The organism is Alkaliflexus imshenetskii DSM 15055, from assembly GCF_000517065.1.
Taxonomy (GTDB): domain Bacteria; phylum Bacteroidota; class Bacteroidia; order Bacteroidales; family Marinilabiliaceae; genus Alkaliflexus; species Alkaliflexus imshenetskii.
Genome location: NZ_KI912105.1, coordinates 2,910,294 through 2,927,526, shown reverse-complemented (window position 1 = coordinate 2,927,526; position 17,233 = coordinate 2,910,294). Strand labels below are relative to the sequence as shown.

Below are 17,233 nucleotides of genomic sequence, written 5' to 3'. Positions count from 1 at the left end.
ACGAATATGGCAATTTCCACCTCCTACTTAACCAACACCACTTTGCTGTACAAATATGTTCCGCGTGCGGTCTCAATTCTGATAACATACATTCCTGTATGGAGACCGGACATGCTCAGGTAGCCATTTGCGCCTGCTGCTGAACGAACCACCCGGCCATCCACAGAGATTACATCTACCGTTATATAATCAGGATTAACCAGCCAAAATAACTTGTCGCGTGTGGGGTTCGGATAAAACAGCGGATTGCTTAAATTAAGCTCCCCACCCGTACCTGATGACACCTCATACAGAACCCTAACAACCCATTCGGCGGCGATGCCACTTTCTGAGGTGATGGTGAACTGAACATCGTTGGAATAATCAATAGGCACAGATGGATCAGGAGATATTTCCGCATTCTCTGAAATAACGATGTCCGGAATAATGGCTTCAAGGCTCATACCAACAGGAACGATGGCTACAACAGTTTTCTCCTCCACATTGATAACCGCAGGCTGTGTCTCACCGGAAATGCTAAAACTCACAATTCGATTGTCGTTGTTTGGAACCGTGGTTACAATTATCAAATAGTTTCGTGTAAGCCCATTTCCTCCTGTTACCACATACGATACCGGCAGTGAAAAGTCTTGTATCTGAGTTGAAGGCGGCGAAACCATCGCATTAGCCGAAACCAGAATTACTGGCGCCAACTGCGTCAGGTTGGTGCCAAAAGGCATCGATACCGTCACTGTTCCTTCAGCGTTGTTGATCACGCTTTCACCTATTTGGCCGCTTATGGTAAATGATGTGATATGGTTCTCAAAACTTTGAAACAGTGGTACTGTTATATTGGTGTCCAATGTTCGGAATCGCCGTATAATCCACTCGTCCGGATCAAGTACGATTTGAGTAACCTCCTTATCGATGTCGAAATAGAAATACTGGAGCTGTTTGTTGTTAAAAACCCGCTCCAAACGCTCACTTCCATCGTCAAAGGTCAATAAAATATCCATATACATCTCAAATACGGCGCGCTCCTGATAAACAATCCCCTGTGTTTGCTTAATGGCAAGACCTGCTTTGCCTGTCTCAACATCAGAATAGAAATTGTATTTATAATCGGGATAAGAGCGATCATAAACCCATTGTTCAAAAAAGGCAGACAAGTTCATATTGGTAATCTGCTCGCAATGCAGACGAAAATCCTCTGTTGTGGCGTGTCCATACTGAAAGGCAGGCGACTGCGCATAGGTTTTCAGACATTGAAAAAACAACTCATCTCCAATGTGATTTCTGAGCATGTGCACAACCCAGGCACCTTTGTCAAATACATACTGACTAAACACCTTGTTGTGTTGGGCATCATCTTCGAGGAATAGTCGTTGAGAGGCATTAAACCGTTCGTTAAAACTTCTAATAAACGTGAGGAAAGCCTCTTTTCCCTGTTTTGCCTCAATGTAAAGGGCCTCGGAATAGGTGGCAAAACCCTCTTGCAACCACACATGTTGCCAGGTTTTGTTAGTAATGGAATTTCCAAACCAGGCGTGCGATAATTCATGTGCAATGAAACCCAACCAAGCCTCGGACCAGGTGCCGATGACATTGTTGGTCTGGCTCTCAATAGCCCATAAAACTGGTATTTGTGTCAATCCGTAACCCTCTTCGGCAAAGGGATAGTCTCCATATAAATCAATAAAGAAATCCAACATTTCAGGAATATTGGAAACCAGTGTGTTGGCAGCGGGCACATCCTGCGGATAAGCATAGTAAGTTAGCGGAAACTGCGTGCCATTGTTGCTATAAACCCTGTTTATTACTGTATAATTGGAAACAGCCACCAACACATAATATGGGGCGATTGGATAGCGGTGTCGCCAATTAAAGGTTTTCATCCCCGATTCGGTAGTAGTGCCCTCGAGCTTACCATTGGATACAGCCGTAAGTGCAAATCCATTGTATGTTTCGGGAACGGTGATATTCACATACACACTGTCGGCCTTATCCGAAGGGCCATCCTTACATGGATACCAATAATGTGAAAAATAGGGTGTACTGAGATTCACGATGGCAGGTGCACCATCGGCGCGTGTCTGAAACCTAAGCCCTTTGTTTACGCCTCCTGAAGAAATTAACTCAGGCTGTCCATTGTATTCAATCTCCACTGAGGAAGCCGAACCCAAAGCCAATGGCTCCTCCAGAACGATGGTAAGAATATCGGACGTATGCGTCCAGGAAGAAGCACCATCAATTGCGGTAACAGTAAAGAAATTCTTTAAGTTCAAACGTATGGATGCCAACCCCTCAGTGAGTGAGTTAAAGCTTACATTCACCTTCCCAATAATAGCAGTGCCGGCAATGTCAAGTTCTATATCGATATGATAAAAGGTAACATCAATATTGGTATCGGTCTGCAATAAAATCGATTGTGCCGAAGATTTGAGTTGGTCCTCCGCCGCTGTCCCCTCTCCTTTTATCTGTTGGGCAGATGCTGTAGAATAAGCAGTAACCAACATACAAAAGAACCATAACCCGAATAATACGGGTCGTGAGTTTGTAATTGTTGTTTTCATAATAAGCAGATTAAGGTATTAATACAAAAAGCGCATAACAAATTTAATCATTTATCGAGCCCATTTACATCTAAACAATCAAACCCGTATAAAATGATTCCAAATAGTGTGTTTTTTTTACGAAACGTGTAAATCCATTGATTAAAGGCAGCTCTCTTTGCCATTCAAACACAAAATCATCTGTATATCAACTACAAACAACAAAAAATCAACTTATTCATCCCGCTATTGCATACAATAGGTGTATACTCGTAACACGATATCAGTGTTTAATGTAAATATATATGATACTCATAAAAAAGGATTTGTTAAAACAAACTCTGTGGCAGATATTTGGTATAACGAAGCAGCGTTCTGCGCTACTAAACCTCCCAACCCATCCCTCTCTTTTTGAGACAACAAGAGCAACAATTTTCACCCAATCGCTCATTTCGACCACAGATAATGAGACAACAATATCAATAGTATGAAAGAACTTCTACTCAAGGCTTTTAACGGAAGAATCATCTCCCCGTGGTGGATTTTTGGCATTGACGTGATGTTGGTGGCCAACGCCTTTGTTTTGGCCTATATTGCCAGAATAAATGTAATGCTTCCCGAATATTCGGTATGGGAGTTTGTGAGAAGCGGTGGCTATGTAATCCTTGTGTATGGTGTTACCTTTTTTCTGTTTGGCATTCACCGGGGCGTCATCCGCCACACCAATTTTTCCGAACTTCGTATTTTAATGATTGCCTGCGCCGTGGCAGTAACTGTCATGCTCGGAATAGATACCACCATGCGCCTCATGAAAATACAGGTGCACCTGGCGCCACGTCTGGTATTGATCTTTCATTTCGTACTTGTGGTGTTTTTCTGTTTCGGTTTTAGATTGGTGGTTAGGGAAACCTATGCGTTTCTGACCCAACGTAGGGGAACCATAAAAACTGTAATTTATGGTACCGACGACCTGGCGCTGATAACGCTCGAAGCCATCCGCAACGACAAAGAGAGTCAGTATGAAGTGGTTGCTTTTACCGATGAAGACTTGTCCAAATGGAATATGAACCTGCATTCATTACCCGTGGTGAGCTGGCAGAAAATACTGGAAGGCAGTTGGAAAAACAACGACATCGAAGAGGTGATTCTTGCTGTCACCAACATTGAAATAAAGAAAAAACAGTCGATAGCAGATGAATGCCTAAAAAGAAACTGGAAACTGAAAGTGATGCCCTCTGTGGGCAACTGGGTAAACGGTATTTCCAACATGGGGCAGATACGGGATGTCCGTATCGAAGACTTACTTGGCCGCGATGAGATACAACTTAACCAGAAACAGATTCTGGAAGGACTGGAAAATAAGACCATACTTGTGTCAGGTGCCGCCGGCTCCATAGGCTCCGAAATTGTACGTCAGCTATTGCGGTTTCCCATTCGCGAGATCATCATGCTCGATCAGGCCGAATCGGCACTTTACGACTTGCAACAGGAGATCATCCTCCGACACTTTGATGCACCTTTTAAACTCGTGTTGGCAGATGTGACAAATTACCAACGGATGCGCCAGGTGTTTGAAATGAACAAACCACAGATAGTATTTAACGCCGCAGCCTACAAGCATGTTCCAATGATGGAGGATGCGCCATTTGAAGCTTTGCGAGTGAATGTAGGCGGCACCAAAATACTCTCCGACCTCTCGGTGGAGTTTGGCGTTGAGAAATTTGTGATGGTAAGTACCGATAAAGCGGTAAACCCCACCAACGTAATGGGCGCATCCAAACGCATGTGCGAAATATACATCCAGTCCATGTCGCAAATTCCGGGAATAAACACGGCATTTGTCACCACCCGTTTTGGGAACGTGCTTGGGTCAAACGGTTCAGTAGTACCACTTTTTAAACGTCAGATTGAACAAGGCGGCCCGGTAACAGTCACACACCCCGAAATAACCCGTTACTTTATGACCATACCCGAAGCTTGTCAGCTTGTACTGGAGGCATCCTTTATGGGTAAAGGCGGCGAAATTTTTGTGTTCGACATGGGTGAACCGGTTCGGATACTTGATTTGGCTGAAAAAATGGTGAAACTATCAGGTCTGAAAGTAGGAGAAGACATAGACATTGTATTTACCGGACTCAGACCTGGTGAAAAACTTTATGAAGAACTGCTGGCATCCAAAGAGAGCACAAAACCCACTTATCATGAAAAAATAATGATTGGCCAGGTTCAAAAGTGCAAATATGCGGATGTAAATAACCACATTACAGACATTCTGGGTAGAATTTATAAAGAACGAGAGGAGTTGGTAGTGGCTCGTATGCGCGAGTTGGTTCCTGAATTTATTCCTCAAAATGAACGTTACCGAAAAGTGCTTATGGGCTCACCGGCAGAAACAGTCTGAATACAATACTTTACTTGATATAATTACAAAAGGGGTGCTCATTTCAGAACACCCCTTTTTATTTATCCATAAAAGTATGTTACTTCACTACGGCATAATCAACCTCAGCAAGTCTTTTATAGGTGCTGTAACGCCATTTGGAGTTTTCTTCAGCAGCCAGGAAAAGTTCCTTAGCTTCAGCAGGGAATGCTTTTAGCAACGAAGTGTAACGTACCTCTCCTTTAAGGAAATCCTGGAATTTACTCCATTCAGGCTCTTTTGAATCGAGCTGGAATGGATTTTTACCCTCGAGTTCCAACATTGGGTTGTAACGATACAGATGCCAGTAACCACATTCAACAGCACGTTTGGTCTCGTCCTGAGCATTGTTCATACCTCTGTGCAAGCCGTGGCTGATACAAGGAGAGTATGCAATAATCAATGAAGGACCCGGATACGCTTCAGCTTCCTTGAGTGCTTTGAAATACTGAGCCTGATTTGCGCCCATACCAACCTGAGCCACGTAAACGTAACCATAGGTGGTGGCCATCAGACCAAGGTCTTTCTTACGAATGCGCTTACCTGATGCAGCAAACTTAGCCACTGCACCAACAGGAGTTGATTTAGAAGCCTGACCACCGGTGTTAGAATACACTTCGGTATCCATCACCAGAATGTTCACATCCTTGCCGCTGGCAATCACGTGGTCAAGACCACCAAAACCTATGTCATAAGCCCAGCCGTCACCACCAAAGATCCATACCGATTTCTTAACCAGATAATCCTTAAGGGCAAGAATCTCTTTTGCAACTGCATGACTCTCTTTTTCAATGGCTTTGAGCACACCATTTGAAACTTCACGGGTTTTATTGCCATCATTTTTAGCCTCAAGCCATGCTTCAAAAGCAGCTTTGGTTTCAGGCGCCACTTCGTTGAGTGTCTCATTCATGCGCTTCTCAATACGGTCGCGCAATACATCCACTGCTGTGGCCATACCCATACCATACTCGGCATTGTCCTCAAAAAGTGAGTTTGCCCAAGCTGGTCCACAACCATTTTTATTAGTTGTGTAAGGCGTTGCAGGAGCTGAACCACCATAAATTGAAGAACATCCGGTAGCGTTGGCAATCATCATACGGTCGCCATACAACTGGGTAATAAGCTTAATATAAGGCGTTTCACCACAACCGGCACAAGCTCCGGAGAACTCAAACAAAGGCTGAGCAAACTGAGATGCTTTCACGTTAAGGTCTTTAGCCTGAATGGTATCCTTAATGGTTACTTTATCGGCCATATAGTCCCAACGATCCGTCTCAATCATCTGACTTTCGAGAGACTTCATCACAAGCGACTTGGTTTTTGAAGGACAAACCTCAGCACAGTTTCCGCAACCGGTACAGTCAAGTACGCTCACTTGAATACGGAATTGCAATCCGTCGAATCCTTTACCGTTTGGCTTGATGGTTACTGTATCTGCAGGTGCACCGGCAAGTTCCTTCTCATCCAACAAAAATGGACGGATGGCTGCGTGAGGACACACATACGAACACTGGTTACACTGAATACAGTTCTCAGATTGCCATTCGGGCACGTTCACAGCGATACCACGTTTCTCATAGGCAGTGGTTCCGTTGGGGAAAGTACCATCTTCACGACCAAGGAATGCGCTCACCGGCAGGTCGTCACCCTTCTGTGCGTTGATGGGGAATACCATGTTTTTGATGAAATCGGGCACTGCTTTTCCGTTGGTGCTCTCATCGCCAAGTTTTGCCCACTCGGCAGGTACTTCCACTTTGGTAACATCACCACCACGGTCAACCGCTTTGTAGTTCATGTTAACCACATCTTCACCTTTACGGCCGAACGACTTCACTATGAATTTCTTCATCTGATCAACAGCCTGTTCGTAAGGAATAACGCCGGAAATTTTAAAGAATGCCGACTGCATGATGGTGTTGGTACGGTTACCAAGCCCTATCTCTTCAGCAATTTGAGTGGCGTTGATGATGTAAAACTGAATGTCATTTTCAGCCATGTAACGCTTCACATCATTGGGTAGCTTCGATTTTGTCTCCTCTGAATCCCAGTGACTGTTAAGCAGGAATGTACCTCCTTTTTTAAGCCCTTTGAGCATGTCATAACGACCCAAATAAGCAGGTACGTGACAGGCTACAAAGTCTGGGGTATTAACCAGGTATGGCGAACGGATGGGGCTGTCGCCAAAACGAAGGTGAGATATTGTGATACCACCTGACTTTTTGGAGTCGTAAGCAAAGTAAGCCTGCGCATACTTATCGGTGTTGTCACCAATAATCATGATGCTGTTCTTATTGGCACCCACGGTACCATCAGAACCAAGACCATAGAATTTACCCGCAAAAGTACCTTTTGAACTAAGATCAATCTCAGGCAACAATGGCAACGAGGTAAAAGTTACATCATCTACAATACCCAAGGTGAACTTGTTCTTAGGCTCGTTCATCTTCAGGTTGTTGTAAACAGCCAGGATTTGTGCAGGCGTAGTATCCTTTGATGACAAGCCGTAACGTCCGCCGATAATCTGAGGTGCATTCTCCTTACCGTAGAATAGTTCACACACATCCAAATAAAGTGGATCGCCATTGGCACCCGGTTCTTTGGTACGGTCGAGAACGGCAATGCGTTTACACGATTTTGGGAATGCCTCGAAGAAATATTTAGCTGAGAATGGACGATACAGGTGCACTGCAATCATACCTACTTTCTCACCTTTTGCAGTAAGGAAATCGATTGTTTCACGGATGGTATCAGTGATAGAGCCCATTGCCACGATGATATTCTCGGCATCGGGAGCACCATAATAATCAAACGGACGATATTTTCTTCCGGTAATTTTTGAGATGTCATCCATACACGAAGCAACCATGTCTGGAATAGCCAGGTAGAATGGGTTTGATGCTTCGCGTGACTGGAAATAAATATCGGGGTTTTGTGCAGTACCACGGGTAACCGGACGCTCAGGATTCAACGAATTGTCGCGGAATTTCTGAAGCGCCTCTTTATCAAGTAGAGAAGCCAGGGCGTCCTGCTCCATCAACTCAACTTTCTGAATTTCGTGAGAAGTACGGAAACCATCGAAGAAATGAAGGAAAGGCACACGCGATTTGATAGAAGTAAGGTGAGCCACACCGGCCAAATCCATCACTTCCTGCACGCTACCTGTTGCAAGCATCGCAAATCCGGTCTGGCGTGTTGACATCACGTCACTGTGGTCGCCAAAAATCGAAAGCGCTTGTGCTGCAAGACTCCTTGCACTAACATGGAACACACCGGGCAATAATTCACCGGCAATTTTATACATATTGGGGATCATCAACAATAAACCCTGAGATGCAGTAAATGTAGATGTTAAAGCACCAGCCTGCAATGAACCGTGCACAGCACCTGCAGCACCGGCTTCGGATTGCATTTCCTCTACCTTCACCTTCTCACCGAAGATGTTTTTTCTTCCGTTGGCAGCCCATTCATCCACATACTCGGCCATGTTGGAAGAAGGAGTGATTGGGTAAATAGCTGCTACCTCGCTAAACATGTAAGCGATGTGGGCCGCAGCATAGTTACCGTCACAGGTAATAAACTTCTTTGCTTTTGCCATTTGTCTATTCTCTTTACGTTAAAAAATAAAATTAATTCTATCTCGTTATATCTCTGTTCTATCTAAAAATCACACAGTTTCGGGTTAGTCCAAAAAGCCAAACAGCCACAGTGGCACATCGCGTCCCGAACCAACCTCCATCATTTCACAAGCATGCCACACCTCGCCCAATCTACTCTTGCTTCCATTTACTCTCCGGCCTACATTAAACAGATACTTTCCTTCAATCGTAAAATCCACATTTCGATTATATCCAACGCGATGACGGTATGCTACCTGGTTGCAAAAAAAAGTCTTATTCAGAACCTCCTGCTCCACATCGCCTCTGCCTACCGAATACAACAAGTTGGGATTCTGCATATAAATTTCAGATGGCTTCTTGAGCATTTCGGTATTGCCCTCATACAGCAGATGAATCAACTTAGCCTGCTTTAAATATTTCAGGTAATTGATGATGGTGGCCCGGCTGGTTTCAACTTCGGCACTCAACCTGCTTACGTTTGGCTGAAAGGGGGCAGAACAAGCTATAAGATAAAGCAGTTTACGTAGTTTTGGCAAATATTTCAACTCAATTTGCTGCAGGTAACTGATATCAATTTCGAGTACCAGATTGATGTTTTTCACCAGGTTTTCGAGGTAGTTGCTCTTCTCTAAAAAGAAGGGATAATAACCATGATGCAGATAGTCGTTATAATAAGCTAATGGTTTAACCTTTTCAACTACTGAGGCTGCAATACGCTCATGATTATTAAGAATATCATCAAGAGAAACAGCCTTGAAACTGCCATTGGTTTTATGGTTTACAAACTCTCTGAACGAAAATCCTTCGAGTGTATATATTGCAGCTCTTCCGTTTAGGTTTAACTCTTCACCGGCATTGTACATTAGTGGCGACCCACTGAAAACAATCTTAAGCCCGGGAAAATTGTCATAGCAATATATCAACTCATCCATCCACCCGGGATATTTAAACACCTGATCCAGAATAAGACGCTCACCACCGGTTTTCTGAAACTCATCGGCAAATGAGATGATGGTTCGCTCAGAAAAGTATAGATTATTCAGGTTAACGTAGAGGCAGGCTTTATCAAAGCCGTATGTAGCGTTTACATAGTCGAGGAGAAAATTGGTTTTCCCAACACCACGGGCACCAAGAATGCCGATCAACCGGTCGTCCCAGTTAATCTTGTCCATCATTCCACGGCGAATCGGCACATTTAAATGATCGAGCAGGAACTTGTGCGTTTTAAAAAAAGCCTGCATCATAATTAAAAAGTGTTTCTTTATTATTGCAAATTTAATTTTTTAGGTCTTCATTTTGCAATTTAAAGATTACAAAACGACGAGATTAGTGTTATTTAAAACTATTAAAAATAAGACCGTGCATCCAAACATCATTCGTGAAAAAACACGGACACATCTTCATAACCACATGAAAACCCGACCGTTTAAGGACATCAAACAAAAAAAAGGGACAAAATAAGTGACAAAAAAAAGTCGCAAACCGAAAGAAAATGCTTTCAGCTTGCGACTGTTAAAATATATTAAGCAAAACTACCCGAAACAGCGCATTTTTCTTTTTAAAAATGAGATGTCATGATAAATCATCAGCGGGTAAATTAGCTGTTATCCGTCATTCATCGATATAAGAAACTCCTCGTTTGAGTTTGTTTTCATCATTCTGTCTTTGATGAACTCCATAGCTTCCACCGAATTCATATCTGACAGGTAGTTACGAAGAATCCAGATGCGGTTCATAAACTCTTTGTCAAGCAGCAAATCTTCTCTTCGGGTGCTAGACGACATGATGTCGACAGATGGGAATACGCGTTTATTGGCAAGCTTGCGATCCAACTGAAGCTCCATGTTACCGGTTCCTTTAAACTCTTCGAATATTACGTCATCCATTTTTGAGCCGGTTTCGGTAAGGGCAGTGGCCAAAATGGTGAGTGAACCACCACCTTCGATGTTACGGGCTGCACCAAAGAACCGTTTGGGTTTATGCAGTGCATTGGCATCCACTCCACCCGAGAGCACCTTACCCGAAGCTGGCGACACGGTGTTATAGGCACGTGCCAAACGGGTGATGGAATCGAGGAGAATAACCACATCGTGTCCACACTCTACCATGCGCTTAGCCTTCTCGAGAACAATATTTGCAACCTTTACGTGGCGTTCAGCCGGTTCATCAAATGTGGAGGAAATCACCTCTGCATTCACACTGCGAGCCATATCGGTCACCTCTTCGGGACGCTCATCAATCAGAAGGATAATCATATATACTTCCGGGTGATTAGAAGCGATGGCATTTGCCACATCTTTTAGCAATACCGTTTTACCTGTTTTAGGCTGTGCCACAATCAATCCACGCTGCCCTTTTCCAATTGGCGAAAACATATCAACAATGCGGGTTGAAAGGTTCGATCTGGGGCCACCGGTAAGGTTAAACTTCTCGTCGGGGAAGATTGGGGTAAGATGGTCAAATGGCACACGGTCGCGCACAAAATCGGGCGTACGGCCATTTATTGACTCCACTTTGATAAGTGGGAAATACTTTTCACCCTCTTTGGGTGGACGAATGGCGCCAAGCACCATGTCACCGGTTTTAAGACCAAAAAGTTTTATTTGCGACTGAGACACATAAATGTCGTCAGGGGAGTTGAGATAGTTGTAGTCAGATGAACGAAGGAAACCATATCCATCTTGCATAATTTCGAGCACACCTGAAGCAGATATAATACCTTCAAACTCAAAAGCCTTCTCTTCCTTGCGCTGTTGTTGTTCGGGGCGGGTCTGTGGTCTGTTCTCGTTTCGGTCGTTAAAACGCTTTTGCGGGCCTTGTCCCTGCTGGCCTTCGGGGCGCTGCTGACGTTCTTCGCCACGGTTCCACTTGCGATTGTCATCCTGACGGCGTTGTGGTTGCTGTCCCTGTCCCTGTGGCTGTGGCTGTGTTGGTTGTGGTTGAGAAGGCTGTGATTGCGCCTGCTGCTGAGGCTGTTGTTGTCGGGGATGCGGCTTTCTCTGCTCGGTATCGTTCTGCGGGGCAGCAACAGGTTTTTCAGTTACGGTGCGATCGCTTGTGCGTTCGTTAGGCTTATCAGCCTTTACCTCTTTAACCGCTGGGGTTTCGGAAACCGCTGGGGTGGCTTTGCGCTGCTCCTGAGCCTGCTCAGGCTTTGCAGAACGCTCTGTTTCAGGCTTTTTGGATTCTTGTTGTACAACAACCTTCTCTTTGGGCTGGCTTAACTCTTGTGCCGCCTTTTCGGCCTGATCCTTAATTCTCTTTGGAGGACGTCCTCGTCTGCCGCGTTTCTCATCGTCACCATCAGCAGTGCGTGGCTCTCTCCCTTTTCTTTCAGAAGCTTTAATTGCTTGTGCATCAAGAATCTGATATATCAAATCCTGTTTCTTGTAGGATTCAATACGTTTGATATCAAGCTCCTTGGCGATGGTTCTTAAATCCATCAGCAGCTTCTTGTTTAACTCAATAATATCGTACATGATTGATAAAATAATACTTTGTTTTTCTGTTAAAAACGATTGTTTATGTATTGGCTATAATTTTCAGGAAATAACTCATGAAAGTGGGTAAACGGGATGTTGATGAATCAACCGGGAAGTAACAACATCAATAAGCATGCAAGAGACATAACCAATTGACTGTATTCACATTAATAAGGTACAATTGTAATAAAATAATGAAACCTGTCAGAATAATCACACATATTTATCCGGCCAGTTTAGCCCGCTTATATCTTCTACCACAATAAAAAAACAACAGGCTGCTCTATGAGAAAATTACGGCATTTTTTTTGCCATTAATCTTAAACCGGAAAAGAAATGTTTTTATTTTAGAACGGTACTTTTGAAGAAACCCGAATGAATTTCATTTGCAAACTTAAACATTCCATTTTTACCAGCAAAATTTTGATTCGCTTTTTCATGATTAATCTTAAAAAAGTTGTATATCAACACACATTGGAGAAAAAAAGATTAAAAAATGAAACATCACTTGTCTTTTTTTTGTTAATATTACATAACCTTTGAACCTATTCTATACCTATTAAAAAACATGAGACAACTCAAGATAACGAAACAAGTAACAAATCGGGAAGCACCATCACTGGATAAATACCTTCATGAAATTGGTAAAGTACAATTGATTTCTGCTGAGGAGGAAGTGGCGCTGGCTAAAAAAATCAGACAGGGCGATGAGGCTGCACTTGAGAGGCTAATCAATGCCAACCTGAGATTTGTGGTGTCCGTTGCAAAACAGTACCAAAATCAGGGACTCAGCCTTCCCGACCTCATCAACGAAGGTAACCTGGGCCTGATAAAAGCAGCCCAACGATTTGACGAAACCAGAGGTTTTAAATTTATATCCTATGCCGTGTGGTGGATCCGACAATCCATTCTGCAGGCATTGGCCGAACAGGCTCGCATCGTGCGTTTGCCTCTAAATAAAATCGGCAGCATCAATAAGGTCAACAACACCTTCTCACGTTTGGAGCAGGAGTTTCAGCGTGAACCAACATCCTACGAAATTGCCGACTTACTTGATATGGCTCCCAAAGAGGTGAAAGAAGCATTAAAAGTATCGTCGCGACATGTATCGATGGATGCACCACTTAAAACAGATGAAGAAAACACCCTTTACGATGTGTTGCTTTCTTCAGATGCTTCCAGCCCCGACTCCCAATTACTGGATGATTCACTCAGACGCGAAATAGAGCGCTCACTTTCAACCCTATCATCACGAGAAGCAGACATTGTTAAACTCTATTACGGACTGAATGGCGAACCGCCTTATTCGTTGGAAGAAATTGGAAAACTCTTCAATCTGACACGCGAACGGGTGCGACAAATAAAAGAAAAAGCCATTAAAAGACTCAAGCACACCTATCGGAGTAAAATATTAAGGTCCTATCTGGGAGAGTAATCCTTCGTTTGTAGCAAAAATTAAGCACTTTGCTGATTGATTTCAGTTAATGGGCTTATGCATTATATCACAGATACTGCTAAATTTGCAGCATCGTCACAACAAAACTTTAATGATGAGGCAACACCTTATTGCACCTTCACTTTTGGCCGCTGACTTTGCCAATCTGGCAAGCGAAGTTGAAATGATTAACAACAGCGATGCCGACTGGCTGCATCTTGACATCATGGATGGCGTGTTTGTGCCCAATATCTCGTTTGGCATTCCGGTAATAGAGGCCGTTAGCGCCATCGCCAAAAAGCCTTTGGATGTGCACCTGATGATTGTTCAGCCGGAACGGTATGTCGAAGCTTTTAAGCAGGCAGGAGCCCACCTGCTCAATGTGCATTACGAAGCATCCACACACCTGCATCGCACCATTGAATCGATTCACAGCGCAGGCATGAAAGCCGGTGTTACACTCAACCCCCATACACCCGTTTCGGTGCTTGAGGAGATAATCCCAATGCTGGATTTGGTGCTCATCATGTCGGTTAATCCCGGATTTGGCGGACAGAAATTTATTCCCGGCTCGTTGGACAAAATCAGTCGTCTCAAAGAACTTATTCAAAAAAAGAATAGCTCTGCGCTTATCGAAGTAGATGGTGGCGTAGACCAGACCAATGCGGCTGCACTGGTTAATGCAGGCGCCGATGTGCTGGTGGCAGGAAGCTACGTGTTTAAATCAGTTAACCCACAGGAAGCCATTAAAAGGATTAAATTTTTTTAGTAGATGATTAGATGAAAGATGTTTAGACTGATAGATATGATTCAATAGAGAATAAGATTAATCTAATCATCTTTCTCGGATGGTCTATCTGTCTAATTTCTAAAACTCATCGCGTCTATATCATATTGCATATATTAAATTTAAACAGTCTCTTCTAAGAATAAGCCATCGTAATGACCAGCTTTTAGTACTTAACGGCATTACACTCCCTAAATGTCGCATATCTGTATTAAAAATGAACAACCGCCCCCTCTCCCGGGTTTATTGATAGAAATTCCTAATGAAGCGACAAAGAAGAGGCTGACATTGGGAAGGCTTATCAAAAAACCAAACTGATATGAAGACATACACTGCAAGTTTAATCAATGCACTTACACTGATTTTTTTTAGCGTCTGGGCTTATGTGGCATCGGACACCCCTTCGGTTACGGCTCTCATTCCGGCTTTCTTCGGTGTTGTTATTACCGCATTATATCCCTTGTTCCGGAAATCAAATAAAATTGCTGCCCACATTGTGGTGCTCCTAACATTTTTAGTTATAATTGGCCTGACAAAACCCTTGTCAGCAGCCATATCTGCCAACAATGGATTGGCTCTCTTTCGCTTGTCGCTGATGATACTAACGTCGGTTTTCTCATTAGCCATCTATATCCGAAGTTTTATTGAAATCAGGAGACAAGCCGCAAATGATAAATAAATTGCTGGCTACACCGTTCCCGTTAGGGCGAGTTTTATTGGTTTCTAGCACAGGTGTTTTTGACGAGGATTATTCAATCGCATTGAAATTTTAATCTCTGCATTTAACATCCATGAGCTACTCACGAGATTTTATCATTTTCAAAAAACAGTAATAATTATAAGCCCTAATAAAGCACTCGAAATATTATCATTCGACTCATCCTACAAATAATGCTAAAAGCACTGGCAGCTTTACGCAATACACTAATATATTAACAATAAGATGCTTACACACGGCTGCTAACTACACAAAATGTCAATGTTTACTAAAAACTTAAAATTAATACAAGTTTCTCCCCAATGATTGATATTGCTGCATAATGCATTGAAGTATTGCAATCATCTCACCAAAAACAACTAAATCGCATTAAAATCAATCAGTTAGGAGTAAAATACATTGTAATTACTTTTTGGTTCTTTCGCTTCCAAAAAAAGATAGAAATTACGACCAGATAGAAAGCTCCGAAAAATTCAAATTTCTAGTTGCAAATTTCAAATTTTAAAATTTATTTTGTGCCATTAGTTTAGCTTTTTTGCTAAAGCGTTCATGTGTATTTTTAACCACCTTAATCCTAATACCAATGAAACGTATCGACAATTCATAAATTTCTTTCCAAAATACTGAAAACTCCTTTCAGTAAAGTCAATTATGCTTAATTGACTGCGTGATTCTCATTAAAAAAATCGTGATAGTACCCTAATTTAACAGACCTCTCTAAAATATATAGAGTTAGGAACTGTTAGTACACACAAGGTTTTTCATAATCCTCATTAAATTCAAACAGTTTAATATAGAAATATTATGAAGGACCCAAAAACTCAACCAATAATAATGATATGAATAAAATATTGTTGACCACATTCTTTTTCTTCACTCTTGCACTCGTCAAGCTTCATGGGCAGAATATTGCCTTTACATATGACAAAGCCGGAAATCGCATAGAAAGAAAGACAATTCCTCTCAAATCATCTTCATTTAGTGAAGCTGAAACAGAGCAAATCTTTGAGGACAGTCTTTCAGACCAGAAAATCCAAATCTTCCCTAATCCCACTAGAGGACATTTAGTTGTCAGCATCAAATCCCTGGAAGACAAAACCACTGGGAAAATTACAATTACTGACATTAATGGAAGATTAATTCTGACCCAAGAAATATTAGAACCCAATACATCTTTAAACTTGAGCAATCAGCCTACAGGTTATTATTTAATGACTATAACACTTGGTGAAGAGTCGTCTTTTTGGAAAATCGTAAAAAACTAAAAACCTTAACCTTTATCATTTTAACCCTCATGAAAAAACGTTTACCAATAGCATGCATATGCGCTATTCTATTTTTGGCTACTTATAACATGGCCTTTGAAGTAAAGGCACAGAAACGAAGTCAAACATCTGGCCCTGATTGGAAAAACTGGAGTGACGAACGAATTACCCAATGGGAAGATTCAGTAATTAACGCTCAGTATCCTGCACCGGAAATTGAGCAATACACTACCACATATGCCATCCCAAAAACAGAAGTCCCCGAAATATCTCAACCGTTACCTACCCCACAGCTAAAATCTTCAACAACTGCGACTCTATCCACAAATATTGATAAATCAAAGGCTTTTGGCGAAATACCAGTCATCCCCGGACATGGATTAAATGGAGCAGCAACACTACAGGTTCCAATTCAGATATAACCCGGCTCCAATGGCATACAGCCTCAGATATCGCTATTTTATAGCTCAGGCGGTGGAAATGGAACATTAGGTGCAGGTTGGAGTTTGACTGGGATTTCAAAAATTACCCGGATAAATAGAAGTGGTTACTATGATGGGCAATCCAATGGTGTTAGCTTAACAAATGACGATGCATTTTCTTTGGATGGAATGCGTTTAATCAAATTAAGCAGCAATGCTTCAAGCATTCGCTATGAATCCGAACAAGGCAAAATCATAGCAATTGCTTATTTATCAAACAACGTGATATCTCACTTTCAGGTACTCTACCCAAATGGCAACAAAGGAATATATGGCTATACAACAAGCACCGGAAATAGCTTGGAGTATCCCCTTATCAATATGACTGACCCATCGGGCAACACTATCAACTATACATACAAGGAACCCATCAAAAACACATCTCGCGCATTACTTATGGCGATAATAGTAGTGCGAGCATAGATTTTGTTTATGAAACCACCCGTCCAGATCCAATACGCCTTTATATCGGAGGATTGCAAATCACCGAAAATCGC

The 17,233-nt window shown here is 42.5% G+C and carries 11 protein-coding genes and 1 pseudogene; 8 read left to right on the top strand and 4 right to left on the bottom strand.

The window, feature by feature from the left end:
- Positions 1-23: 23 nt before the first annotated feature.
- Positions 24-2,552 (bottom strand): M1 family aminopeptidase, encoded by a 2,529-nt coding sequence (locus tag ALKIM_RS0112295; RefSeq protein WP_084555880.1) that lies wholly within the window; start codon positions 2,550-2,552, stop codon positions 24-26.
- 466 nt (positions 2,553-3,018) lie between these two features.
- On the opposite strand from ALKIM_RS0112295, the gene ALKIM_RS0112285 reads away from it, so the two are divergent.
- Positions 3,019-4,932, top strand: coding sequence for a polysaccharide biosynthesis protein (locus ALKIM_RS0112285; RefSeq protein WP_044117927.1), 1,914 nt, complete (start codon positions 3,019-3,021; stop codon positions 4,930-4,932).
- 79 nt (positions 4,933-5,011) lie between these two features.
- Here the strand turns inward: ALKIM_RS0112285 and nifJ are convergent, their stop codons facing one another.
- The 3 genes from nifJ to rho all read right to left on the bottom strand — a co-directional run bounded on the left by nifJ (position 5,012) and on the right by rho (position 12,046).
- Positions 5,012-8,545: a pyruvate:ferredoxin (flavodoxin) oxidoreductase gene (gene nifJ / locus ALKIM_RS0112280; protein ID WP_026474908.1), complete on the bottom strand. Its 3,534-nt coding sequence runs from the start codon at positions 8,543-8,545 to the stop codon at positions 5,012-5,014.
- Positions 8,546-8,629: 84 nt separating this feature from the next.
- A complete protein-coding gene (locus ALKIM_RS0112275) occupies positions 8,630-9,811 on the bottom strand; it encodes an AAA family ATPase (protein ID WP_235714413.1) in 1,182 nt (393 codons plus the stop codon).
- Between the two features lie 360 nt (positions 9,812-10,171).
- Entirely contained in the window at positions 10,172-12,046 is a 1,875-nt protein-coding gene (rho, locus tag ALKIM_RS0112270; protein WP_026474906.1) for a transcription termination factor Rho, read from the bottom strand.
- A gap of 571 nt (positions 12,047-12,617) precedes the next feature.
- Between rho and ALKIM_RS0112260 the strand changes: the two genes are divergently transcribed.
- The 7 genes and pseudogenes from ALKIM_RS0112260 (at position 12,618) to ALKIM_RS20265 (ending at position 17,159) form a co-directional block, all read left to right on the top strand.
- On the top strand, positions 12,618-13,484 hold the full coding sequence (locus tag ALKIM_RS0112260) for a sigma-70 family RNA polymerase sigma factor (RefSeq protein WP_026474905.1): 867 nt from the start codon (positions 12,618-12,620) through the stop codon (positions 13,482-13,484).
- A gap of 112 nt (positions 13,485-13,596) precedes the next feature.
- On the top strand, positions 13,597-14,253 hold the full coding sequence (gene rpe / locus ALKIM_RS0112255; protein ID WP_235714412.1) for a ribulose-phosphate 3-epimerase: 657 nt from the start codon (positions 13,597-13,599) through the stop codon (positions 14,251-14,253).
- Between the two features lie 337 nt (positions 14,254-14,590).
- Positions 14,591-14,950: a hypothetical protein gene (locus ALKIM_RS0112250; protein ID WP_026474903.1), complete on the top strand. Its 360-nt coding sequence runs from the start codon at positions 14,591-14,593 to the stop codon at positions 14,948-14,950.
- An 878-nt stretch (positions 14,951-15,828) separates the two neighbouring features.
- Complete coding sequence (locus ALKIM_RS0112245; RefSeq protein ID WP_026474902.1) at positions 15,829-16,254, top strand: T9SS type A sorting domain-containing protein; 426 nt, start codon at positions 15,829-15,831, stop codon at positions 16,252-16,254.
- Between the two features lie 29 nt (positions 16,255-16,283).
- A complete protein-coding gene (locus ALKIM_RS19345) occupies positions 16,284-16,676 on the top strand; it encodes a hypothetical protein (RefSeq protein ID WP_052345541.1) in 393 nt (130 codons plus the stop codon).
- Between the two features lie 15 nt (positions 16,677-16,691).
- Positions 16,692-16,841 (top strand): annotated as a pseudogene (locus ALKIM_RS20390) (SpvB/TcaC N-terminal domain-containing protein); the annotation flags it as partial.
- Between the two features lie 24 nt (positions 16,842-16,865).
- A complete protein-coding gene (locus tag ALKIM_RS20265; RefSeq protein WP_052345540.1) occupies positions 16,866-17,159 on the top strand; it encodes a hypothetical protein in 294 nt (97 codons plus the stop codon).
- Positions 17,160-17,233: the final 74 nt, after the last annotated feature.

Bases quoted from the DNA above. Each gene is read 5' to 3' on its own strand.
- ALKIM_RS0112295 (WP_084555880.1), bottom strand. From the start codon at position 2,552: ATGAAAACAACAATTACAAACTCACGACCCGTATTATTCGGGTTATGG.
- ALKIM_RS0112285 (WP_044117927.1), top strand. From the start codon at position 3,019: ATGAAAGAACTTCTACTCAAGGCTTTTAACGGAAGAATCATCTCCCCG.
- nifJ (WP_026474908.1), bottom strand. From the start codon at position 8,545: ATGGCAAAAGCAAAGAAGTTTATTACCTGTGACGGTAACTATGCTGCG.
- ALKIM_RS0112275 (WP_235714413.1), bottom strand. From the start codon at position 9,811: ATGATGCAGGCTTTTTTTAAAACGCACAAGTTCCTGCTCGATCATTTA.
- rho (WP_026474906.1), bottom strand. From the start codon at position 12,046: ATGTACGATATTATTGAGTTAAACAAGAAGCTGCTGATGGATTTAAGA.
- ALKIM_RS0112260 (WP_026474905.1), top strand. From the start codon at position 12,618: ATGAGACAACTCAAGATAACGAAACAAGTAACAAATCGGGAAGCACCA.
- rpe (WP_235714412.1), top strand. From the start codon at position 13,597: ATGATGAGGCAACACCTTATTGCACCTTCACTTTTGGCCGCTGACTTT.
- ALKIM_RS0112250 (WP_026474903.1), top strand. From the start codon at position 14,591: ATGAAGACATACACTGCAAGTTTAATCAATGCACTTACACTGATTTTT.
- ALKIM_RS0112245 (WP_026474902.1), top strand. From the start codon at position 15,829: ATGAATAAAATATTGTTGACCACATTCTTTTTCTTCACTCTTGCACTC.
- ALKIM_RS19345 (WP_052345541.1), top strand. From the start codon at position 16,284: ATGAAAAAACGTTTACCAATAGCATGCATATGCGCTATTCTATTTTTG.
- ALKIM_RS20265 (WP_052345540.1), top strand. From the start codon at position 16,866: ATGCGTTTAATCAAATTAAGCAGCAATGCTTCAAGCATTCGCTATGAA.